General features: G+C 75.1%; 22 protein-coding genes. 13 read left to right on the top strand and 9 right to left on the bottom strand.

Annotated features, from left to right (window positions below; all coding sequences use genetic code 11):
* Positions 1-26 precede the first annotated feature (26 nt).
* The 4 genes from ACFVU7_RS14390 (at position 27) to fxsA (ending at position 4490) form a co-directional block, all read left to right on the top strand.
* Positions 27-1634 carry an amidohydrolase gene (locus tag ACFVU7_RS14390; RefSeq protein ID WP_380782019.1) on the top strand — a complete coding sequence of 536 codons (1608 nt, stop codon included), beginning with the start codon at positions 27-29 and terminating at the stop codon, positions 1632-1634.
* Between the two features lie 42 nt (positions 1635-1676).
* Positions 1677-2114: an N-acetyltransferase gene (locus ACFVU7_RS14395; RefSeq protein ID WP_388045210.1), complete on the top strand. Its 438-nt coding sequence runs from the start codon at positions 1677-1679 to the stop codon at positions 2112-2114.
* 95 nt (positions 2115-2209) lie between these two features.
* Positions 2210-3856: an apolipoprotein N-acyltransferase gene (gene lnt, locus ACFVU7_RS14400; RefSeq protein WP_074005173.1), complete on the top strand. Its 1647-nt coding sequence runs from the start codon at positions 2210-2212 to the stop codon at positions 3854-3856.
* 55 nt (positions 3857-3911) lie between these two features.
* Positions 3912-4490, top strand: a complete 579-nt coding sequence (fxsA, locus tag ACFVU7_RS14405; RefSeq protein ID WP_074005174.1) for an FxsA family membrane protein — start codon at positions 3912-3914, stop codon at positions 4488-4490.
* 163 nt (positions 4491-4653) lie between these two features.
* Here fxsA and ACFVU7_RS14410 read toward each other — a convergent pair whose 3' ends face one another.
* From ACFVU7_RS14410 to ACFVU7_RS14420, 3 genes are all read right to left on the bottom strand, one after another.
* Entirely contained in the window at positions 4654-5028 is a 375-nt protein-coding gene (locus ACFVU7_RS14410; RefSeq protein WP_049655293.1) for an RNA polymerase-binding protein RbpA, read from the bottom strand.
* A 311-nt stretch (positions 5029-5339) separates the two neighbouring features.
* Positions 5340-6956 carry a hypothetical protein gene (locus tag ACFVU7_RS14415; RefSeq protein WP_388045211.1) on the bottom strand — a complete coding sequence of 539 codons (1617 nt, stop codon included), beginning with the start codon at positions 6954-6956 and terminating at the stop codon, positions 5340-5342.
* Positions 6957-7069: 113 nt separating this feature from the next.
* Complete coding sequence (locus ACFVU7_RS14420; RefSeq protein ID WP_049660046.1) at positions 7070-7264, bottom strand: hypothetical protein; 195 nt, start codon at positions 7262-7264, stop codon at positions 7070-7072.
* Between the two features lie 398 nt (positions 7265-7662).
* Between ACFVU7_RS14420 and ACFVU7_RS14425 the strand changes: the two genes are divergently transcribed.
* The 4 genes from ACFVU7_RS14425 (at position 7663) to ACFVU7_RS14440 (ending at position 10363) form a co-directional block, all read left to right on the top strand.
* Entirely contained in the window at positions 7663-8079 is a 417-nt protein-coding gene (locus ACFVU7_RS14425) for an ankyrin repeat domain-containing protein (RefSeq protein ID WP_049660049.1), read from the top strand.
* A 24-nt stretch (positions 8080-8103) separates the two neighbouring features.
* The gene (locus ACFVU7_RS14430) at positions 8104-8619 is read left to right on the top strand and encodes a GNAT family N-acetyltransferase (RefSeq protein ID WP_049660050.1); all 516 of its coding nucleotides are present in this window, start codon (positions 8104-8106) and stop codon (positions 8617-8619) included.
* Between the two features lie 48 nt (positions 8620-8667).
* The gene (locus ACFVU7_RS14435; protein WP_388045212.1) at positions 8668-9756 is read left to right on the top strand and encodes a serine hydrolase domain-containing protein; all 1089 of its coding nucleotides are present in this window, start codon (positions 8668-8670) and stop codon (positions 9754-9756) included.
* A gap of 106 nt (positions 9757-9862) precedes the next feature.
* Entirely contained in the window at positions 9863-10363 is a 501-nt protein-coding gene (locus ACFVU7_RS14440; protein WP_388045213.1) for an NUDIX domain-containing protein, read from the top strand.
* Positions 10364-10370: 7 nt separating this feature from the next.
* Here ACFVU7_RS14440 and ACFVU7_RS14445 read toward each other — a convergent pair whose 3' ends face one another.
* From ACFVU7_RS14445 to ACFVU7_RS14455, 3 genes are all read right to left on the bottom strand, one after another.
* Positions 10371-11027 (bottom strand): vitamin K epoxide reductase family protein, encoded by a 657-nt coding sequence (locus ACFVU7_RS14445; protein WP_388045214.1) that lies wholly within the window; start codon positions 11025-11027, stop codon positions 10371-10373.
* Between the two features lie 106 nt (positions 11028-11133).
* The gene (locus ACFVU7_RS14450) at positions 11134-11937 is read right to left on the bottom strand and encodes a thioredoxin domain-containing protein (protein WP_049659252.1); all 804 of its coding nucleotides are present in this window, start codon (positions 11935-11937) and stop codon (positions 11134-11136) included.
* Between the two features lie 153 nt (positions 11938-12090).
* A complete protein-coding gene (locus ACFVU7_RS14455; RefSeq protein ID WP_387976348.1) occupies positions 12091-12765 on the bottom strand; it encodes a hypothetical protein in 675 nt (224 codons plus the stop codon).
* A 167-nt stretch (positions 12766-12932) separates the two neighbouring features.
* Here ACFVU7_RS14455 and ACFVU7_RS14460 point away from each other — a divergent pair, with 167 nt between their 5' ends.
* Complete coding sequence (locus ACFVU7_RS14460; RefSeq protein WP_388045215.1) at positions 12933-13811, top strand: CHAD domain-containing protein; 879 nt, start codon at positions 12933-12935, stop codon at positions 13809-13811.
* A gap of 111 nt (positions 13812-13922) precedes the next feature.
* Here the strand turns inward: ACFVU7_RS14460 and ACFVU7_RS14465 are convergent, their stop codons facing one another.
* Positions 13923-14735: a uracil-DNA glycosylase gene (locus tag ACFVU7_RS14465; RefSeq protein WP_387823543.1), complete on the bottom strand. Its 813-nt coding sequence runs from the start codon at positions 14733-14735 to the stop codon at positions 13923-13925.
* A 155-nt stretch (positions 14736-14890) separates the two neighbouring features.
* Between ACFVU7_RS14465 and ACFVU7_RS14470 the strand changes: the two genes are divergently transcribed.
* Positions 14891-15883 carry a slipin family protein gene (locus ACFVU7_RS14470; protein WP_388045216.1) on the top strand — a complete coding sequence of 331 codons (993 nt, stop codon included), beginning with the start codon at positions 14891-14893 and terminating at the stop codon, positions 15881-15883.
* Between the two features lie 82 nt (positions 15884-15965).
* Positions 15966-16415 carry a CBS domain-containing protein gene (locus ACFVU7_RS14475; RefSeq protein WP_049657806.1) on the top strand — a complete coding sequence of 150 codons (450 nt, stop codon included), beginning with the start codon at positions 15966-15968 and terminating at the stop codon, positions 16413-16415.
* A gap of 130 nt (positions 16416-16545) precedes the next feature.
* Here the strand turns inward: ACFVU7_RS14475 and ACFVU7_RS14480 are convergent, their stop codons facing one another.
* A complete protein-coding gene (locus ACFVU7_RS14480) occupies positions 16546-17169 on the bottom strand; it encodes a TetR/AcrR family transcriptional regulator (protein WP_380741255.1) in 624 nt (207 codons plus the stop codon).
* Between the two features lie 74 nt (positions 17170-17243).
* Here ACFVU7_RS14480 and ACFVU7_RS14485 point away from each other — a divergent pair, with 74 nt between their 5' ends.
* Entirely contained in the window at positions 17244-17747 is a 504-nt protein-coding gene (locus ACFVU7_RS14485) for a DUF1453 domain-containing protein (protein ID WP_388045217.1), read from the top strand.
* A 42-nt stretch (positions 17748-17789) separates the two neighbouring features.
* Positions 17790-18302, top strand: a complete 513-nt coding sequence (locus tag ACFVU7_RS14490; RefSeq protein ID WP_380741253.1) for a hypothetical protein — start codon at positions 17790-17792, stop codon at positions 18300-18302.
* Here ACFVU7_RS14490 and ACFVU7_RS14495 read toward each other — a convergent pair.
* Positions 18293-21184 (bottom strand): FAD-binding and (Fe-S)-binding domain-containing protein, encoded by a 2892-nt coding sequence (locus ACFVU7_RS14495; protein ID WP_388045218.1) that lies wholly within the window; start codon positions 21182-21184, stop codon positions 18293-18295. The genes ACFVU7_RS14490 and ACFVU7_RS14495 overlap by 10 nt on opposite strands.
* Between the last annotated feature and the right edge of the window lie 56 nt (positions 21185-21240).

Raw genomic sequence — 21240 nt, forward strand, 5'->3', positions numbered from 1 at the left:
AACGGGCGGGGTGCAGACTAGGCCGCATGACCGAACGCACTCCCCGGACCGTCCTGCTGCGCGGCGGCGCCGTCTACAGCCCCGCCGACCCCTTCGCCACCGCGATGCTCGTGGAGGGCGGGCACGTCGCCTGGGTCGGCAGCGACGGCGCCGCCGAGGCGTACGCCGCGACCGCCGACGAGATCGTCGAGCTGGACGGCGCCCTGGTCACCCCCGCCTTCGTGGACGCCCACGTGCACGCCACCGCCACCGGCCTGGCGCTCACCGGCCTCGACCTCACCGGCAGCCCCTCGCTGGCCGCCGCCCTGGCCGCCGTCACCGCCTTCGTCGACGCCCGGCCCGAGCCCGGCGGGGTGCTGATCGGCCACGGCTGGGACGAGAGCGGCTGGCCCGAGGGCCGCCCGCCCACGCTCGCCGAGCTCGACGCCGCCGCCCGCGGCGCCGCCCTCTACCTCTCCCGCACCGACGTGCACTCCGCCCTCGCCACCACGGCGCTGCGCGACCTCACCGAGGGCCTGGCCGAGGCGCCCGGCTTTGACCCCGAGGGCCCGCTCACCAGGGACGCCCACCACGTCGTGCGGCGGACCGCGCTGGCCCGGCTGACCCCCGAGCAGCGCCGCCGCGCCCAGCGGGCCACCCTGGCCCGCGCCGCCGAGCTCGGCATCGGCGCCCTGCACGAGTGCGCCGGCCCGGAGATCTCCTCGGAGGCCGACCTGGCCGCCCTGCTGGCACTCGCCGCCGACGGCGAGGGGCCCGAAGTCTTCGGCTACTGGGGCGAGTTGGGCGGTGTCGAGACCGCCCGCCGGCTCGGTGCGGTGGGCGCCGGCGGCGACCTCTTCGTGGACGGCGCGCTCGGCTCCCACACCGCCTGCCTGCACGCCCCGTACGCGGACGCCGGGCACACCGGCACCGCCTACCTGACCGCCGGGCAGGTCGCCGACCACGTCGCCGCCTGCACCGGGGCCGGGCTCCAGGCAGGGTTCCACGCGATCGGCGACGCGGCCGTGGCCGCCGTGATCGAGGGCGTCCGGGAGGCCGGAGCCCGGGTCGGCGCCGACCGGGTCAAGGCCCTGCGCCACCGCGTCGAGCACGCCGAGGCCCTGGACGACGAGGCCGTCGCCGCCTTCGCCGAACTCGGCCTGACCGCCTCCGTCCAGCCCGCCTTCGACGCCGCCTGGGGCGGGCCCGAGGGCATGTACGTCCAGCGCCTGGGCGCCGAGCGGGCGGCCGCCCTCAACCCCTTCGCCGCGCTGCTGCGGGCCGGCGTCCCGCTGGCCTTCGGCTCGGACGCCCCGGTCACCCCGCTCGACCCCTGGGGCACCGTCCGCGCGGCGGCCTTCCACCGGACCCTGGACCACCGGATCTCGGTGCGGGCCGCCTTCACCGCCCACACCCGGGGCGGCTGGCGCGCCGTCGGCCGGGACCAGGACGGCGTGCTGGTCCCCGGCGCGGTCGCCAGCTACGCGATCTGGGCGGCCGGCGAGCTGGTCGTCCAGGCCCCCGACTCCCGGGTGGCCGGCTGGTCCACCGACCCGCGCTCCGGCACCCCCGGCCTGCCCGACCTCACCCCGGGCCACCCGCTGCCGACCTGCCTGCGCACCGTCGTCCGCGGCCGCACGGTGTACCAGCGGTAAACCCCGTGGATCGGCGGGCCGTCGCCTCCTAGGTTGATCACCATGACCGACCTGGTACCCGCCGACTTCACCGTCCCGCGCGAGCTGCTCGCCCCGGAGTTCCGCCTGGAACCCCTGGGCGAGCGGCACAACGCCTCCGACCACGCCGCCTGGACGGGCTCCATCGCCCACATCCGCGCCACCCCCGGCTGGCCGCCCGCCGACGGGATGCCGCCGGAGCGGAACCTCGACGACCTGCGCCGGCACGCCGCCGACTTCGAGGCCCGCACCGGCTTCACCTACACCGTCCTGGAGCCGGACCGCGACGAGGTGATCGGCTGCGTCTACATCTACCCGGACCGCGAGGACCCGTCCGCGGTCTCGGTCAGCTCCTGGGTCCGGGCCGACCGCGCCCACCTGGACGCCCCGCTGTACCGCGCCGTCTCCGACTGGCTCGCCGGGCACTGGCCGCTGCGGGAGGTCCGCTACACCCCGCGCTGACCCCGCTACCACCCTGACCTCACGGGTCTCCGACCTTCCGGGGTACCTTCTTCGCACAGCGTCCGAACAGCAAGCCCCAGGAAGATGGTGCGCCGGTGGCCACTCCCGTCACCCAGGAACGGCCCGAGGCCGTCCCCGAGCCGCAGGAGCCGGCGCCCCGGGCGAGCCGCGGAGCCCGTGCGCTCGCCAAGGTCCGCGCCGGCCTCCCGCGCACCGGCCTCGCCGCCCTGGCCGGCCTGCTGCTGGCCCTCGCCTTCCCGCCGTACGACCTGTGGCCGCTGTCGCTGCTCGGCGTCGCCGCGCTGTCGCTGCTCACCCGGGGCCGCACCTTCCGCCAGGGCCTGTGGACGGGCTTCGCGTTCGGCCTGCCGTTCTTCCTGATGCTGCTCAGCTGGCTGCGGGTGGTCGGCTGGGACGCCACGATCGGCCTGTCGGTCGTGGAGGCGCTGTTCCTGGCCGTGCTCGGCGGCGCCCTGGCCGTCACCTCCCGGCTGCCCGGGTGGCCGCTCTGGACGGCCTGCCTGTGGATCACCCAGGAGTGGGCCCGCGACCGGCTGCCGCTCGGCGGCTTCCCCTGGGGCCGGCTCGCCTTCGCCAACACCGCCACCCCGTACACCCCGCTGGCCGCGCTCGGCGGCGCGCCGCTGGTGACCTTCGCGGTCGCCCTGTCGGGCGCCCTGCTGGCCTGGGCCGCCCTGCGGCTGCGCGGGCCCGGCAGGGCCCCGAAGGCGGCCGCGCTGGCGGCGCTCGGGGCGGTGGCCGCGCTGCTGGCCGGCTACCTCGTCCCGGTGCCCACGGCCGCCGACGACACCGTCAAGGTCGCCATCGTCCAGGGCAACGTGCCCAACCCGGGCATGGACTTCCTGGGCCGCCCGATGATGGTCCTCAACAACCACGCCGCGGCCACCGAGCGGCTCGCCGCCGACATCAGGGCCGGCAAGGTCGAGCGCCCCGACATCGTGATCTGGCCGGAGAACTCCTCCGACCTCGACCCGTTCAGCGACCCGCTGGCCCGCCAGCGGATCGACGAGGCCGTGAAGGCGATCGGCGTGCCCACCCTGGTCGGCACCCTGGTGGACGGCCCGGACGCGCAGCACGTCCAGAACGAGGGCATCGTCTGGGACCCGGTCACCGGCCCCGGCGCCTCCTACACCAAGCAGCACCCCGTCCCGTTCGGCGAGTACGTGCCCTTCCGCGCCCAGCTGATGAAGGTGATCACCCGCCTCCAGCGGGTCGCCCGGGACTTCTACCCCGGCGACCACAACGGCGTGATGCAGCTCGGCCCGGCCCGGATCGGCGACGTGATCTGCTTCGAGGTCGCGTACGACGAGATCGTCCGCGACACCGTGGACAGCGGCGCCCGGGTCCTGGTCGTCCAGACCAACAACGCGACCTACGCCAAGACCGGCCAGCCCGAGCAGCAGCTGGCGATGAGCCGGCTGCGGGCCGTCGAGCACGGCCGGGCGGTGCTGATCGCCGCCACCAGCGGCATCAGCGCGGTGATCGGCCCGGACGGCAGCGTCCGGCAGCGCACCGAGGAGCTGACCGCGGCCGAGCTGTCGGCCACCGTCCCGCTGCGCGACGGCACCACGGTGGCCGACCGGGTCGGCGCCGCCCCCGAGTGGACGCTGGCCGTCGGCGGCCTGCTGGCCTGCGGCGCGGCGGTGCTGGTCGGCCGCCGCCGGAAGGCCCCGTCCGGAACACCGGCCGGGCAGGAATCGTTGGACCAGGTGGTGCCGTAGCCGGCCCGGACCTCCCGTGCGGCGCGCAGAGCACCGCTTGGAGTGGATTCGTACCGTGACCCAGCAAGCTACCCCCACCCGTCCGGCCCCGCGTAGCAGGCTCCGCCGGGTGCTGCCGCTGCTGATCACCGCCTGGCTGGTGCTGGAGATCTGGCTGCTGGTCCAGGTCGGCTCCTGGCTGGGCGGCCTCACCGTCGTGCTGCTGCTCGTCGCGGGCGTCCTGATCGGCGGCTCGCTGATCAAGCGGGCCGGGCTGAAGGCGCTGTCGGCGGCGATCGAGCAGAGCAAGAACCCGCAGTCCCAGCAGCCGCAGACCGGCACCAGCATGACCGTGCTGGCCGGCCTGCTGCTGATCGTCCCCGGCTTCCTGACGGACCTGGTGGCCCTGACCCTGCTCTTCCCGCCCACCCGGGCGCTGTGGCGGGCGGTCGGGCGCCGGGCCGCGGACAAGGCGCTGCGCAGCACCTCCGCCGCCGGGGCCGACCCGTTCGCGGACGCGATGCGGCTCCAGGAGCAGCTGCGCATCCACCGCCCGGACGGCAAGGTGGTCCAGGGCGAGGTCGTGGACCCGGAGGACGGCCCGCGCGGCCCGCAGGGCCCTGACACCACCTACCGCCCGCCGATCGCCGGCTGACCGGACCGTCCCGACGTACGAGCCCCCGGAGAGGCGGACACCCAGCCCCTCGGGGGCTCGTCGCGCGGACGACACCTGGTTGCCCGTCCATGGGCAACGCGAAAGGGACCCTGGTGACCAGGGTCCCTTTTCGCGTCCTCCCGCACGGGGCGGGAGCGAGGTGTCAGGCGCTCTTACGGGTGTCTCGCGGGTGTACCGCGAGGTTCATCCCGCCGGAGCGGAGCACGGCCAGCCGTTCGGCCAGCACCTCCTCCAGCTCCTCGCGCGTCCGGCGCTCCATCAGCATGTCCCAATGGGTGCGCGTCGGCTTGATCTTCTTCTCTTCCGGCTCGTCGCCGTCGAGAAGCGCCGCCTCCTGTCCACAGAAGCGGCATTCCCAGGTCGCGGGGATCTCGGCCTCGACCGAGAAAGGAACCTCGAAACGGTGTCCGTTCTGACATGCGTACTCGACGGTCTGGCGGGGAGCCAGATCGATACCACGGTCGGTCTCGTAGCTAGTGGCCCCGAGTCGCGTGCCGCGGAGAGCTCGCTCGCTCATGAATCGTGCCTCCCGGGCTTATGGCCCACAGGACTAGTGGTCGCTGTTCTTCGTCGTTCGGTCAACGCTCGGCTTCCGACGAAGATTCCCGTCCCGGGACATGCGTCGTCTGTAGTGCCGCCCCTGTTTGTACCCACCTGCGCCCGATTTGTCACATCTGGCCGGTGATATCACCCCAGGTGTCACGTATTTCACATCTGGTGATCGTGCGGACTTTCCGTGACGAGCGTACCGGGACGGGATTCGGCGGTGGTCGCCGCCCCCGGTCGAGGGCCGGGGAACCGGCCCGGGGGACGGGTCCGGCCCGGCGGTCAGGAGATCGGCCGTGAACGGATCATCGGCTCGCCCTTGGCCAGGTCGACGGGACGGGCCGGCGCGGCCGGATCGGCGGCGGGGACCACCGGCGGGCGGTCCGGGCGGGGCGGTGCGGCGGCGGCCGCCTCGGTGCGGCTGTCCCGGTGCGGCAGCAGGGCGATCACCGCGTCCCGCAGCGGGGCCGGGGCCTCGTCGTCCAGCGGGTCGACGGTGGCGGGCACCTGGAGGCGGAGCGGGGCGCCGTTGCCGATCCGGGCGTAGCCGCGGCCGACCGGGGCGTGGGAGGCGGGCACGATGTCCAGCGGCGCGCCGAGCGCGTCGCGGCCCTCGTCGGGGCCGGCCGGGCCGAGCACCACCCGGGCCCGGGTGGTGGTGCGGACGGTGGCGGTGAGCCGGTCCCGGGCGGCGAGGTCGTCGGCGACCACCACGGTGACCCGGGCGGCCCGGCCGTGCCGCAGCGGGAGCTCCAGCAGGTCCTGCGGGTCGGGGCGGCCCTCGGCCTGGGCGAGCTCGCTCAGCTCGGTCGGGTGGTCCAGCAGCAGCCACAGCGGCCGGGTGACGTCCTCCGGTGGGGCGGTGCCGGCGTGCCGGGCGGCGTTGAGCGCGGCGAGCCGGCGCTCGGTCTCGCCGACGGCCCAGTCCAGGGCGGCCAGCGCGCCGTGCAGGCTGGTCTCCACGGTGTGCACGCCGGGCCGGTTCACCAGGCAGGCGTGCTCGCCGGTGCCCGCGCCGTCGACCACCACCAGGTCCGCGTACGGGAGCGCCTGGAGGGCGACCGAGCGCAGCAGGCTGGAGGTGCCGTAGCCGGTGACGCCGAGCACCAGCAGGTGCGGCTCGGAGGAGCGCGGGCCGGTGCGCCAGACCACCGGCGGCTGCTGGACGGTGGCGCCGCCCCGGGTGACCGGGATGGTGCGGGCGGTGCCGTCCTCGTCGGTGAAGCCCAGCACGATCTCGCCGGGGGCGGCCACGAAGCGCTGGGCGGCGATGTCGGTGGGCAGCGGGGCGAGCGCGGTGATCCGCAGTCGGTTGGACTCCTCGTCCCAGTCGAAGCGGTACTCGCGGGCCCGGCCGGCCTTGCCCTGGACCACCTGCTCGATCCGGGCCCGGGAGGACGGCTCGGTGTCGGTGAAGTACGCGGGGTAGCTCATTTCCAGCCGGGAGAGCCGCCCCTCGCGGTCGAACTCCCACGCGCTGAAGGCGCTCTTGTAGGCGCCCTCGAAGTGGTACAGCGGGTTGGCGTCCTCGGGGCCGCACAGGTACGGGGTGAGCGCCGCGTAGAGGGCGGCGAGCTTGACGTCGGCGGCGTCCGGCGCGGGCGGTGCGGGCGCCGCCTTGGGGGCCCGGCCGGCCCAGGCGGCGCTGGCCATCAGGGCGATCAGGGCGAACAGCAGGCCGTGCGGCAGCAGGTAGACGCCGATCAGCAGGGCGGCGGTCAGGAACAGCGTCGGGCCGCGGCGCTCCTTGGGGGTCTCCTGCCAGCGGGACCTGGCCCAGTCGACGTGGTGGCGCAGGCCGCGGCCGATGACGGAGAGCGGGGCGAACATGTCGGAGGCGTGGTCCCCGGCGGTCCGGGCGATCGTGCGGCCCTTGCTGAGGTGGCGGTGGAGCGGCATTCCTTGACTCCCCGGGCGGTGGGACGGGTGGGGTGGGCGCGGTGGGGAACGACGGGGCCCGGGGCGGTGTGGGATCCGCGCCCGGGCCGGTACGGCGGGGGAGGAGGTGGCGGCTAGAACCTGATGCCGCTGAGCAGGCTGGCGAGGCTCGCGCCGCCCGCGGTGATGCTCGGCGCGATCGAGGAGCCGGCGATGTAGAAGCCGAAGAGGGCGCAGACGATGGCGTGGGAGACCTTTAGTCCGTCCCGGCGGAAGAAGAGAAAGGCGATGGTGCCGAACAGGACGATGCCGGAAATCGAGAGGATCACGTTCCGCTCCTCAGGAAGTGGGGACAAGCAGGGGTGTTACAGAAAGTGCACTAATCGTGACAAAAAGTAATAGATGATGGAACGGTGCAAATGGGTGGTTCTGCCGTTCAATACCGTTCCGGCGGCCGGGTGGCGGTATGCGCACCGGCCGGGGTGGGGGCCGGGCCGCGCGGGGATTCGGTGCGCCCAGGCATTCCCGGGCGGCGGGTGGGAAGTTTCCGGGGGGTCCCGGAAGTTCGCTCGAATGGCTGCGCAACGCGTGCGGTCGCGTGTCGTGGCGGGAGCGGGCCGTCATCCGGATCCCGGACGTCCGCTGGCCCGTCGCGGCACCGGCCGCTACCGTGCCCTGGGCGCAGCCCCGAGACCGCCCGACGACCCGACCGGAAAGGCCGTCCGCCATGACCGACGCCGCCAGCCAGCAGCCCGCCGACGCCCCCGACGCCGAGGTGATCGCGCTCGCCGGGAAGCTCTTCGACGCCGCCCGGGCCGGGGAGACGGACACCCTGTCCGCCTACCTGGGGGCCGGCGCCCCGGCCGACCTCACCAACGACCGCGGCGACACCCTGGTGATGCTCGCCGCCTACCACGGCCACGCCGCCACCGTCGCGGAGCTGCTCCGGTACGGCGCCGACCCGAACCGCGCCAACGACCGCGGCCAGACCCCGCTGGCCGGCGCCGTCTTCAAGGGCGCCACGGACGTGCTCGACGTGCTGCTGGCCGGCGGCGCCGACCCCCGGGCCGGCGTCCCGAGCGCCGTGGACACCGCCCGGATGTTCGGCAAGGACGAGCTGGTCGCCCGGTTCGAGGTCCGCTGAGCGGGGATCGTAGGCTTTTTCACCATGAGTACCAGCACCGCCCAGGACACCGGCACCGTCGAGTTCCGTGTCACCGGCTACGCCCACCCCGACGCCCAGGCCCTGTCGGCGGAGGTGCAGCAGGAGTACGTGCGCCGCTACGGCGACCCGGACGAGACCGTCCTGCACCCCGAGGACTTCGAGGCGCCGGCCGGCCTGTTCATGATCGCCTACCTGGACGGCCGGCCGGTCGGCTGCGGCGGCTGGCGGGCCAAGCAGGCCGGCCCGGACGGCCTGCGCGACGGTGACGCCGAGCTGAAGCGGATGTTCGTGGTCCCCGACGCCCGCGGCCGCGGCCTGGCCCGCGCGGTGCTGCGCCGCCTGGAGCGGACCGCGGTCGAGGCCGGGCGCACCCGCTTCATCCTGGAGACCGGCACCGAGCAGCCCGAGGCGATCGCGCTGTACCAGTCCGAGGGCTACGCCGCGATCCGGAAGTTCGGCATCTACAAGGACCACCCGCAGAGCGTCTGCCTCGGCAAGGAACTCGCTCCGGCGGTCTGAGCCGCGGCCGCGGGGGGAAGGCTCCCGTCGGCCCGAGGAGGGGGACGGATGAGCCACCGAGCGACTGGACCCGACGCACCCGGAGCCGACCGGCTCCCCGGCCTGGCCGCGCCCGGCGGGGAGCTGGACCGGCTGGTCGAGGACGGCGCGCGCACCGTCGGGGCGGGCGCCGTCTGGGCCGTCGGCGACCCCGGCGGCGCGCTCGGCGGCGGCGGTCACGGCGTGCTCGGGCAGGGGCCGTACGCGCGGCTGAGGCCCGGGCCGGACACCCTGTACGACCTCGCCAGCCTCACCAAAGTGGTCGCGCTCTGGCCCTGCGCCGGGGTGCTGCGGCAGTCCGGACGGCTGCCGCTGGACGAGCCGCTCGGCGCCTGGTGGCCGCCCGCCGCGGGGCACCCCGCCGGAGCGGTGACGGTCCGTCAACTCCTGGCCCACACCGCCGGGATGCTCCCGTACACCCGCTTCGAGCAGCTCTACGGGCGCGACCCGGCGGCGATCCGGGCCGGGGTCCTCGCCGCCCCGTCGCACCGGCCGCCGGGCGCGGCCGTCGAGTACACCGACCGGGCCGCCGTGCTGCTCACCTACCTGGTCGAGGACCTCGGCGGCGCGCCGCTGGACCGGCTCGCCGAGCAGTGGGCCTGGCGGCCGCTCGGCATGGCCGACACCCGCTACGGTCCGCTCGGCGCCGCGCTCGCCGCCCGCACCGCGCCCACCGAGTACGAGGAGGGCGCCGGCGCCCACCTGCGCGGCGTCGTCCACGACCCCTCGGCCCGGCTGCTCGGCGGGGTCTCCGGCAACGCCGGGGCCTTCTCCACCGCCCGCGACCTCGCCCGCTTCCTCATCGCTCTGCTCGCCCCGCCGCCCGGGCTGCCCTGGGGCGGGGCGTGGATCGAGGAGTCGCTGCGCGAGCAGACCGGCGGCCTCGCCCCCGCCCGCGGCCTGTCTTGGCTGTACGCCCCCGGCACCGGACCGGCCGAGGGCACCTTCGTCCACTACGGCTTCACCGGCACCGGCTTCTGGGTCTCCCGGCGGCTCGGCCGCTGGGCCCTGCTGCTCACCAACAAGGTGCACTACGACCGGGACATCCAGCGGCTCACCGAGCTGCGCAACGCCTTCCGGCGGGCCGTCTTCGGCTGAGGCCGCCCCCGGCACTCATTCGGGTGGATTCGGCGCGAACAGCCGTTTGGCGGGCGGGGATCGCGGCAGATTGTCCCCGACGGCGGCGGTCGGCGGAGGAGGCGCGATGACGGACACCTGGGCACTCTCGGAGGAGGAGTGGCTCGCCGGGATGGTGCGCGCCTACGTCGGGTGCAGCGTGCTGCTCACCGACGAGGCGGGCAAGGTCCTGCTGCTGAAGGCCAGTTACCGCGACCAGTGGCAGTTCCCCGGCGGCGGGATGGACCCGGGGGAGGGGCCCGCCGAGTGCGCTGCCCGCGAACTGTACGAGGAGACGGGGCTGTTGGCCGGGCCGCTGCGGCTGCTCGTCGTGGAGTGGCGCGACGCCATCCCCGACCAGGGCGAACACGCCCACCCCGCCGTGCAGTTCATGTTCGACGGCGGGACGGTCGCGGCCGGGTCGGTGGTCCGGGCGCAGGTCGAGGAGATCGCCGACCACGGGTACTTCACCCCGGCCCAGGCGGTGGTCCTGCTGCAGCCCGGTGCGGCGCGCCGGCTCGCCGGGGCCCTGGAGGCCCGGCGGACGGGCGCCGCCACGCTGCTGCACTCGGACGGGTACGTGGGGTGACGGACGGTCAGAGGAGCGTGCTCCAGTAGTACCAGAACCGGTTGAGGACCAGCAGCGCGATCACCGCCGCCCACAGCACCGGCAGCGCCCAGTGGTAGCGCGCCGCCTCCCGGACGACCACGCCCAGCCGCGGGCCCACCGGGATCACGCCCGAGTGCAGGTTGTGCAGCGTGGTGTACCAGAACAGCACCACCACCGTCGCCCACACCACCATGCAGTACGGGCAGAGCGCGCCGATGTCGTACAGCGCCTGGTAGATCAGCCAGTGCGCGAACCCCACGCCCACCGCGGTGCCCGCGTTCAGCCCCAGCCAGAACCAGCGCCGGTACGCCGCACCGGCGAGCAGCCCCGCACCGATCGCCGCCAGCGCGCCGAAGGCCGCCAGCCCGAGCAGCGGGTTCGGGAAGCCGAAGACCTCCGCCTGCTCGGTGCGCATCACCGAACCGCAGCTGATCACCGGGTTGATGTTGCAGTTGGGGACGTAGGAGGGGTTCTCCAGGATGCGGAGCTTGTCGAAGGTCAGGACCGCCGAGGCGGCCAGCCCGACCAGAGCGCCGAGGAACAGCAGGAAGGCGTAGGCCCGGCTCGCGCCGATCGGGGCCCGGGCCCGGGCGGGGTCGTCGGGAGCGGAGCGGGACGGGGGCACGGTGGTAGCAGCGGACATGGCAGCACACTCCGGTGGCTGGCTGGGAGGAGCCGGCCCGGCCGGGAGTTCGGCCGGGCCGGGTGGTGCCGTACGGTGCGGTGGTGCGCGGGGGCGGGGGCGCGGCCTACTGGAGGCCGGCGGCCTGCTTCACCTGCGCGGTGAACTGCTCCGGCGGGACCACGGCGTTCCCGGCGAACAGGGTGATCTGCTTGCCGTCCACCTTGACGGTCGGGGTGCCGGTCACGCCGCTGTCGTTGAACGCGTCGGCGACCTTGGCCGCCCACGGGGCGTAGGTCTTGTCGGTCACCGCCTTTACGAAGGCGTCCGTCTTCAGCCCGGGCACCTGGCCGGCCAGGTCCAGGATGTGGTTGACGTCGCCGAAGCCGTCCTCGCGCTCGTCCGGCTGGTTGGCGTACAGCACGTCGTGGAACGCCTTGAACTGGTCCACGCCCTCGTTCAGCGCGGCGCCGACGGCGGCCAGCGCGGTGCGCGAGCCCTTGCCGCCGAGGCTCTTGTCCAGGAAGGCCGCCAGGTGGAACTCCACCTTGATCTGGCCGTCCTCGGTGAGCTTCTTGACGGTCTCGCCGTTCGCCGCCTCGAAGTGCTTGCAGACCGGGCAGCGGAAGTCCTCGTAGACCGCCATGGTGTGCGGGGCGTCGGCCTTGCCGTAGGTGATCACCGTGCCGTTCGGGCCGGAGGCGTTGGCCGGGGTGACCAGCGGCGCCGACGCGGCGGCGGAGGACTTGTCGTTCTTGTCCGAGGCCGAGTTGACCGCCACGGCGACACCGCCCGCGAGGGCCAGCACGACGACGGCGGAGACCGTCACGACGATCCGCTGACGGCGCTTGGCGGCCTGCTGCTCGCGGCGCTGCGCCTCCTGGATCCGCTCGCGGGCACTGATGCGCTTCTTGTTCTTGTCCTGGGACACGGGGGAGTCAACTCCTGTACGCGGCGCGCGGGTGCGCGCGGGAAGCCGCAGCTGCTGCGGCGGGGTCGGTGAACGCGGGAGTCGTGCGCACTGCCTGCGGGCGTACCGGGCCCGTTTCGGGCGGGTACGGGGATGATCAGATGAGGCGGAAGATCAGCAGGCAGGCGCGAAGGCGGGCGGGCCGCGCCGGGGCGCCGGGCTCAGCACCACGTCCTCGCGGCGCGGCCGCGGGCGGTCCGACACCGGCAGCGGCACCCGCAGCACCGGACGGACCGGGGCCGGGAGCAGCAGGACGACCAGGGCGCGCAGCGGGCCGGCCAGCGACTCGCTCAGCGCGCGCAGCGCCCGGGCCAGGCCGGACAGGGCGGCGTCGCCCATCCGCAGCCAGGCGGAGGCCGCCAGCGCGATCACCAGGTGCACCAGCAGGAGCAGCAGCTGGGTCGCGGCGGGCGCCAACTGGGCGGTGTGCCCCAGCGGGCCGCCCAGCAGCGAGCCGTCCACCGAACCGCCGCCACAGACCAGCAGGTTCACCCCGCGTGCGGGCACCTGACCGGCCAGCACCGGCGAACAGCCGGCCTGGCCCAGGTTGAACGTGGTGTTGAGCAGCAGCTCGACCGGCACCATCACGCCGGAGATGTGCAGCAACCGCCGCTCCCCGCCGGCCAGCACGGCCGCGACCAGGAAGACGACGGCACCGGCCGTGGCCACCAGCGACAGCGGCAGCGGACGGCCCGTGATGACCACCTGGCCCAACGCGGCCATCGGCACGGCGAGCGCGGTGAACACCGCGGCCCGCAGGGCCCTGGTCGCATGGGAGGAGGTCGTCACGCTCCGGAGTATGCCATGGCCTCCGCGTCCGGCACGAGGGCCCGTAGGTCCCTGGTCCGGCTGACGCGCGCTCAGTAGCCTGCGAGGTCGCCCGTCGGGTCGACAGCAGCCGCGGCCGGATTAGCCTGGAAGGCGTTCCCGCTGACCCGACGAGGGGGCGAGCGCGCATGGCGAAACCCGAGACCACGGTGGGACAGGTGCTGCTGGCCCGCATCGAGGCGCAGGCCGTGGTGCTGGCCGGCCTGGACGAGGCCGTCCGGGCCGACGAACCGGACGCCGTGCACCGGATGCGGGTCGCCTGCCGGCGGCTGCGCAGCGCCCTGCGGACCTTCCGGCGGCTGTTCGCCCCCGGCACCACCGACGAGCTGGTCGCCGAGCTGCGCTGGCTCGCCGCCGCGCTCGGCGGGGCGCGGGACCGCGAGGTGCTGGCCGAACGGCTCGCCGCCGAGGCCCGCGAGCTGCCCGCCGAATGCGGGCCGCAGCGGGTCGCCGCCGCGCTGGAGCGGTGGGGCGAGACCGAGTACCGGCAGATCTGGCCGGAGGTCGTCGCCGCCCTCGACAGCCCCCGCCGCCGGGCCCTCGGCCAGGCCCTCGCCACCCTCCTCGCCGACCCGCCGCTGCTCCCGCGCGCCGCCCGCGGTGCCGTCCCGGAGCTCTCCCGGATCGCCGCCCGCGAACAGGACCGCACCGCCGAACGCGTCCGCGCCGCCCTCGCCGCCGCCCCCGGGGAACGGGACCTCGCCCTCCACGCGGCCCGCAAGGCGGCCAAGCGCGCCCGCTACGCCGGCGAGACCGCCGCCCCGGCCGTCGGCGCCCGGGCCGAGCGCTACGCCCAGCGGATGAAGGCCGTCCAGGAGGTGCTGGGCGAGCACCAGGACGCGGTGGTCGCCGCGAGCACCCTCGCCGCCCACGCGGCGAGCGGCGGCGAGCCCTTCGGCTACGGCGTCCTCTACGGCCGCCAGCTGGCCGCGCAGGAGGCCGCCCGGCACCGGCTGCCGGAGGTCTGGCGGCCGGCGGGCAGGCGGAAGCTGGCCCGCTTCGGGTAGCGGCGGCCTGGCCGCTGAGCGACCGGGCCTCGTCCGTCGCGGGCGTCACGCTGCCGGTGGACGGCGGGATCACGGCCACCCGCCGGTTCGACCGGCCCGCTTCGCCGCGCCCTACCGGGGGTCGAGCCCCGCCGAGCGGGCGGCTTCGCGCAGCAGGTCCCGGAGCATCGCGGTGGTCAGCCGGCCGGTGTTCGTGTTGCGCGGGCTCACGTGGTAACAGCCGTACATCCGCAGGTCCGGGCCGCCGTCGCGGGCCGGGAAGGCGGCCACGGCGGCGTGGCCGAAGGCGGGGCGGGGGCGGGGGAGCCGCCAGCCGGCGTCCGCGATCACCGGCAGCATCGCCTGCCAGGCGAAGCCGCCGAGGGCGACGACGGTGCGCACGGTGGGGCGCATCAGCTCCAGCTCCCGGGTGATCCAGGGCCGGCAGGTGTCGCGTTCCGCGGTGCTGGGCTTGTTGTCCGGCGGGGCGCAGCGGACCGGGTCGGTGATCCGGACGCCGGACAGTTCCAGGCCGTCGCCGTAGCGGACGGACTCGGGGCGGTTGGCGAGCCCGAGCTCGTACAGGGCGGCGTAGAGCAGGTCGCCGGAGGGGTCGCCGGTGAAGATCCGGCCGGTGCGGTTGGCGCCGTGGGCGGCGGGGGCGAGGCCGACCAGGACGAGCGGGGCGTCCGGCGGGCCGAAGCCGGGGATCGGGCGGGCCCAGTAGTCCTGGTCCTGGTAGGCGCGGCGCTTGGTGCGGGCGGTCTCCTCGCGCCACGCGACCAGGCGCGGGCAGGCCCGGCAGCCGGTGACGACGCGGTCCAGCGCGGCGAGTCCGGCGGCCCGGGCGGCCGCCTCGGCGGGGTGCCGGGGGTGCTCGGGGTCGTCGGCGGCCTGGTCGGAGGGGTCGGCGGTGGGGGAGGAGGGCGCGGCCTCGGTCGGCATGGTCGAGATCCTAGGGGGAGCGGGACGTTCGTACCGGCGTCCTCCGGGCAGGCGTAGCGTGGAATCAGTTGCTCCGGCGGTCCCCGGCCGGTCCGGGTCGGCGGCGGCCGGAGACGCCGGTGTGCGCGCAGTGCGCCGGTCGCGAGGAGGCCGCGATGATCGTCGATGCGGTGCTGGGTGCGCTCGGGGGGCTGGCCGGGCTCGGGGTGATCTGTGCGGGCCTGAGCATCAGGGTCGTCCAGCAGTTCCAGAAGGGCGTGGTGTTCCGTTTCGGGAAGGTGCGCGACGAGGTGCGCGAACCCGGGCTGGTGGCGCTGATGCCGGTCGCGGACCGGCTGCGCAGGGTCAACGTGCAGATCGTGACGATGCCGATCCCGGCGCAGGAGGGCATCACCCGCGACAACGTGACCGTACGGGTGGACGCGGTGGTCTACTACCGGGTGGTGGACCCGGTGAAGGCCACCGTCAACGTGCAGGACTACAACTTCGCGATCTCCCAGGTCGCGCAGACCTCACTGCGCTCGATCATCGGCAAGAGCGAGCTGGACGACCTGCTGGCCAACCGGGAACCGATCAACCAGGGGCTGGAGTTGATGATCGACAGCCCGGCGCTGGGCTGGGGCATCGAGATCGACCGGGTGGAGATCAAGGACGTCGCGCTGCCGGAGTCGATGAAGCGCTCGATCGCGCGGCAGGCGGAGGCCGAGCGGGAGCGGCGGGCCCGGATCATCACGGCGGACGGCGAGTACCAGGCCTCGCAGCGGCTGTCGGACGCCGCGGCCGTGATGAGCGCGACTCCGGCCGCGCTGCAACTGCGGCTGTTGCAGACCGTGGTGGAGGTGGCGGCGGAGAAGAACTCGACGCTGGTGCTGCCCTTCCCGGTGGAGCTGCTGCGCTTCCTGGACAGTGCCACGGAGGTCCAGCAGCGGAACCTGCTGACGGCGGCGGCGGTCGCGGCCGGGGCGAAGGCCGTGGAGGAGGCGGTGGAGAGCGGCGAGATCTCGGAGGAGGAGTTGGAGCCGGAGCCGTCCAGGCATGAACTCCCGCCCCTGGAAGAGGTGTTGGAGCAGTCGCCGCTGGACCGTCCGGAGTCGCCGGACGGCCGGGCCGGGCGCGGCGGCCCCGCCGGGCCGGACGGAGCGGAGTGAGCGGGTCGGCCCCGGTGGCGTCGGCCATCCGCCCGGACCACGATGGACGAGGGGAACGGGAAGCCAGGTCAGGAGGCGGACCATGACCAGAGCCAGCGACATCATGCACCCGGGCGCGGAGTGCATCCGTGAGCACGAGACGCTCGCGGCCGCCGCCCGGATCATGCGGGAACGCCATGTGGGCGCCCTGCCGATCTGCGGGCCGGGCGACAAGCTGCTGGGGATCGTGACCGACCGCGACATCGTGCTGCGCTGCGTCGCCGAGGACCGCGACCCGGCGTCGGTGACGGCGGGCGAGCTGGCGCAGGGGCGGCCGATGACGGTGGAGGCGGACGAGGACTGCGAGCAGGTGCTGCGGGTGATGGAGCAGTACCAGGTGCGCCGGCTGCCGGTGATCAACCACCCGGAGCACAAGCTGGTCGGCATGATCAGCGAGGCGGACATCGCGCGCGGCCTGCCGCAGGCGCGGGTCGCCGAGTTCGTCTCGGCGGTCTGTGCGGAGGAGGCGCCCGCGGGGGCGGCCCAGGGCTGACACCCCCTGCTGCTCGTACGTGGGCTGCGGCCCCCGCCGACGGACGGGCGGGGGCCCCGGTGCCGTCGGTGCTCTCCGTGCCGTCGGCGACCGCGGTGCCCTCGGCGTTCTCGGGGGTGTTGGCGCGGTCTCAGGAGGCGGGGGCGGCCAGGGTGTCGAGGTGGCGGCGCAGCACCGCGCGCAGCTCGTCCGGGCCGACCAGGTCGGGGTGCTGGACGGCCTGGAGGGTGAGGCCGTCCAGCAGGGCGGAGAGCCGGCGGGTCTCGAGGTCGAGGTCGAGGCCGGGGGCCAGGCCGCCGGCGCGTCGGGACTCGGCGAGGACGCGTCGGACCAGGTCGTCGAGGCCGGTCTGCATCTCGACGGCGCGGGGCCGCAGGTCGGGCCGGGTGCGGGCGGCGGTGACGAAGGAGAGCCAGAGCGCGGACTCCTCCCGGCGCCCGGCGTCCAGCGGGAGGGTCTCGGCGAGCAGTCGGACGGTCCGTTCGCGCCGGTCGGTGCCAGCGGCGGCCGGGTCGAGCAGGGCGGCGGCGTGGGCGCGGATGCGGGCCTCGATCCGCCGGGCCAGCTCGCGCATCGCGAAGATCATCAGCTCGGAGCTGCCGGCGAAGTAGTGCCGCACCGAGCCGACGGCCAGTCCGGCCTCCTCGGCGACGTTGCGCAGGGAGGCGTGCTCCAGTCCCTCCCGGGCCGCGACGCGCAGGACGGCGTCGGCGACGGCCTGGCGGCGTTCGGCGGGGTCCACGATCTTCGGCATGTTGCCGTTATAGCACGAGCGAGCTAAATTGCTGATTTAGCACGGTCGAGCTACAAAAATTCGGGGAGGCAGGAATGAACGGCTGGGTGCACGCGGGGCTGATCGCCGTCGTGGTCGTGGCGGTGGTGATCCGGCGGCTGCGCGGCGAACCGCTCAACGCCCGGGACCTCTTCGCGCCGCCGGTGGTGCTCACCGCCCTCGGCGTGTGGGCGCTCGCCCAGAAGCACGGGCTCGGCGCGGCCGACTACGGCTGGATCGCGGCGGGCGCCGGGCTCGGCGTCGCGCTGGGGGCGGTGCGCGGCGCCACCATCCGGGTCTACGAGCGGGAGGGCGTGCTGTGGCAGCGTTACACCGGGCGGACCTTCCTGGTCGCGGCGGTGTCGCTGGCCCTGATGGCCGGCTTCGCCGCGCTCGCCGCGCACTTCGGCCTGGCCGCGGATGCCCGTCCGATCCAGCTGTCGATCGGGGTGGGCTTCCTGGGGGAGGCGCTGGTGGTGGGCTTCCGGGCGCTCTCCTCGGGTACGCCGTTCGCGCCGGAGAAGCGGGGCGCGAGCCCGCTGGACCGGTTCGGCCGGTAACTTTGGTTGTCGGGACCGGATTCGTTAACTATGGTTGTCACCATGACGACCGTGGAGATCACTCCGGAGGAGCGGGCCGCGCTGGCCAAGGCCCTCCTCGACGCGCTCGACCCCCTCGCCGCCGCCGTGCGCGCCCGCGCGACGGGCCTGCCCGCGGAACGGATGTGGAACGCCGAGCCGGTCGAGGTCGCGCTCTCCGTCCTGTCCGCCTGGAAGCTGGTGGACGCCGAGGTCAAGCTGCTCACCGCGGGCGCGGCCGCCACCGCGGGTTCCTACGGCGCCAGTTACGAGCAGCTCGGTGCCGCCTGGGGCATCACCCGGCAGGGCGCCCGGAAGAAGTGGCCGGAGGCCGTCAGTCGTCCGGCGGCGCGGCCCGGGCTGCTCGAACTGTTTGGCGGAACAGCCGAGTTGGCGGAGGACGAGACCTCTGGAGGCTGGCGCTGGACGGCCACCGGCGCGGACGGCGCCACCGGTGGGGCGGCGGCCGGCCACCGGACCAGGGAGGAGGCCGCGGCCCACGCCGGGGCCTTCCTCGCGGCGCACCGTCAGGACTGATCCCGCAGCTCCCGGGCGATCAGCTCCGCGAGGTGCAGGGCCCGCCGCCCGTCCGCGAGTTGGGCGATCTGGGTGCGGCAGCTGAAGCCGTCCGCCAGGACCACCGCCTGCGGCCCGGCGGCCCGGAGCCCGGGCAGCAGCACCCGTTCCGCGATGGCCTCGGACACCTCGAAGTGGCCCCGTTCGAAGCCGAAGTTGCCCGCCAGGCCGCAGCAACCGGCCTCCAGCACCCGGTTGTTCAGGCCGAGCCGGGCCTCCAGCCGGCGGTCGGCGGCGCTGCCGAGCACCGCGTGCTGGTGGCAGTGGGTCTGGGTGACGGCGTCCAGCGGGATCCGGGGGAGCGGGGCGTTCGGGGCGAACTCGTCGAGGAACTCGGCGAAGGTGCGGGTGCGGTCGGCGAGCGGGCGGCCCTCCGCGCCGAGCAGCCGGGGCAGCTCCTCGCGCAGGGTCGCGGTGCAGCTGGGGTCCAGGCCGATCACGGGGGTGTCGGCCTGGACCCCAGCTCCGTCCAGCGCCCGCAGGCTGCGCCGCAGCACCCGTCGTGCGGTGCCGAGTTGGCCGGTGGAGTACCAGGTGAGGCCGCAGCAGACCGGGCCCGGGGGCAGCCGGACGTCGAAGCCCAGGTGCTCCAGCACCTCGACGGCCGAGCGCAGCACGCTCGGCTGGAGGCGGTCGGAGAAGGTGTCCGGCCACAGCAGCACCGGCCGGGCGCCCGCCGGGGCCGGGTGGGTGGCGCGGTGCCGCCGGTACCACGCGGTGAAGGTCTCCGGCGGGAGTACCGGCAGCACCCGGCGCCGGTCGATCCCGCCGAGCCGCTTGAGCAGCCCCCCGGCCCGGGAACGGGCGAGGGTGTTGGCGGCCCCGGGCGCGAGCGAGGCGGTCCGCAGCCAGAGCGGCAGCCAGCCCATCGAGTAGTGCGCGAGCGGGCGCGGCCGGTGCCGGTAGTGCTGGTACAGGAACTCGGACTTGTAGGTCGCCATGTCGACGTGGACGGGGCAGTCGCTCGCGCAGCCCTTGCAGCTCAGGCAGAGGTCCAGCGCCTCCCGCACCTCCTCCGAGCGCCAGCCGTCCGGGATCGCGTCCCCCCGCAGCATCTCGGCGAGCAGCCGGGCCCGCCCCCGGGTGGAGTGCCGCTCCTCGCCGGTGGCCAGGTAGCTCGGGCACATCACCCCGCTGCCCGGGGCCACGCACTTGGCGACGCCCACGCAGCGGTGCACCGCCTTCACCAGGCTGCTGCCGTCCTGCTCGTACGGGAGGGCCAGCGGCAGCGTGCGGCGCGGGGCCGTGACGAAGCGCAGGTCGGCGTCGAGCGGGCGCGGGTCGACCAGCGCGCCCGGGTTGAGCAGGTTCTCCGGGTCCCAGATCCGCTTGAACTCCCCGAACAGGCCGATGATTTCGGGCGGGTACATGCGGGGCAGCAGCTCCGAGCGGGCCTGCCCGTCGCCGTGCTCGCCGGAGAGCGAACCGCCGTACGAGACCGCCAGATCGGCCGCCTGCTCCAGGAACTCCCGGAAGACCAGCACCCCTTGGGGCTCGTCCAGCGGGAAGTCGATCCGCAGGTGCACGCAGCCGTCGCCGAAGTGCCCGTACGGGACGCCGTGCAGGCTGTGCCGGCGCAGCAGGGCGCGCAGGGCCCGCAGGTAGTCGCCGAGCCGCTCGGGCGGGACGGCGGAGTCCTCCCAGCCGGGCCAGGCCTCGCCGCCGCCGGGCAGTCGGGTGACGATCCCCGCGCCGGCCTCCCGGACGGCCCACAGCTGGCGCTGCTCGACCGGGTCGGTGACCAGGGCGACAGTGGCCGAGCGCTCGCGCTTGACCGCGTCGGCGAGCCGGCGGGCGGCCTGGTAGGCGGCCAGCGGGGTGTCGCCGCCGGTCTCCAGGAACAGCCAGCACTCGCCGGCGGGCAGCCGGTCCAGCGCGGGCGGGCGGGGCCCGGCGGCGAGCAGCGCGGCGATCAGGTCGGCCGCCATGCCCTCGGCGGTCAGCGGACCGTACGGCAGCAGCGCCGGGACGGCGTCGGCGGCGGCGCCCTCGTCGGGGTAGCCGGCCACCACCAGGGCCCGGGCCGGCGGGTCCTCGACCAGGCGGACGGTGGCGCCGAGCAGCAGCGCGCAGGTGCCCTCGGTGCCGGTGAGAGCCCGGGCCAGGTCGTGGCCCTGCTCGGGCAGCAGCGCGTCCAGCGGGTAGCCGGAGGTGCGGCGGGGCAGCCGCGGCATGCCCTGCCGGATGGCGGCGAGGTTGCGGTCGGTGAACTCCTGCAGCCCGGTGTGGAGTTGGCCGACCCGGCCGGTCAGTTCGGCGAGCGCGGCGCGCTCCGCGGGGGTGAGCCGCCCGCCGACGGTCAGCTCGGTGCCGTCCGCGAGCAGCAGCTCCAGCCGCTCGACGTTGTCGGCGGTGCGCCCCCAGGCGAGCGAGTGGGAGCCGCAGGAGTCGTTGCCGATCATGCCGCCGAGGGTGCACCGGCTGTGCGTGGACGGGTCGGGCCCGAAGCGCAGCCCGTACGGCCTGGCGGCGCGCTGGAGGTCGTCCAGCACGGTGCCGGGCTGGACGCGCGCGGTGCGGGCCCCCGGGTCGACCTCCAGCACCGCGCCGAGGTGGCGGCGGAAGTCCAGCACCACCGCGCCCGGGCCGATCGCCTGCCCGCCGATGCTCGTCCCGGCCCCGCGCGCCACCACCGGCACCCGGTGGGCGCGGCAGAGCGCCAGCGCGGTGCGCACGTCGTCGAGGTCGGCCGGCTTGACCACGCCGAGCGGCAACTGCCGGTAGTTGGAGGCGTCCTGGCTGTAGACGGTGCGCTCGGCGGCGCCGAAGCGGACCTCGCCGCGCAGCACCGCGGCCAGCTCACGGGCCAACTCGGCCCCGGGGACGGCGGACGGACGGCTCACCAGGACCTCCCAGGAGTACGGCTCCGCCGATGATCGCAGCCGCGCCGCCGCACCGG

Origin of the sequence: Kitasatospora sp. NPDC058046, from assembly GCF_042885595.1 — a bacterium.
In the GTDB taxonomy this organism is placed as follows: Bacteria; Actinomycetota; Actinomycetes; order Streptomycetales; family Streptomycetaceae; genus Kitasatospora.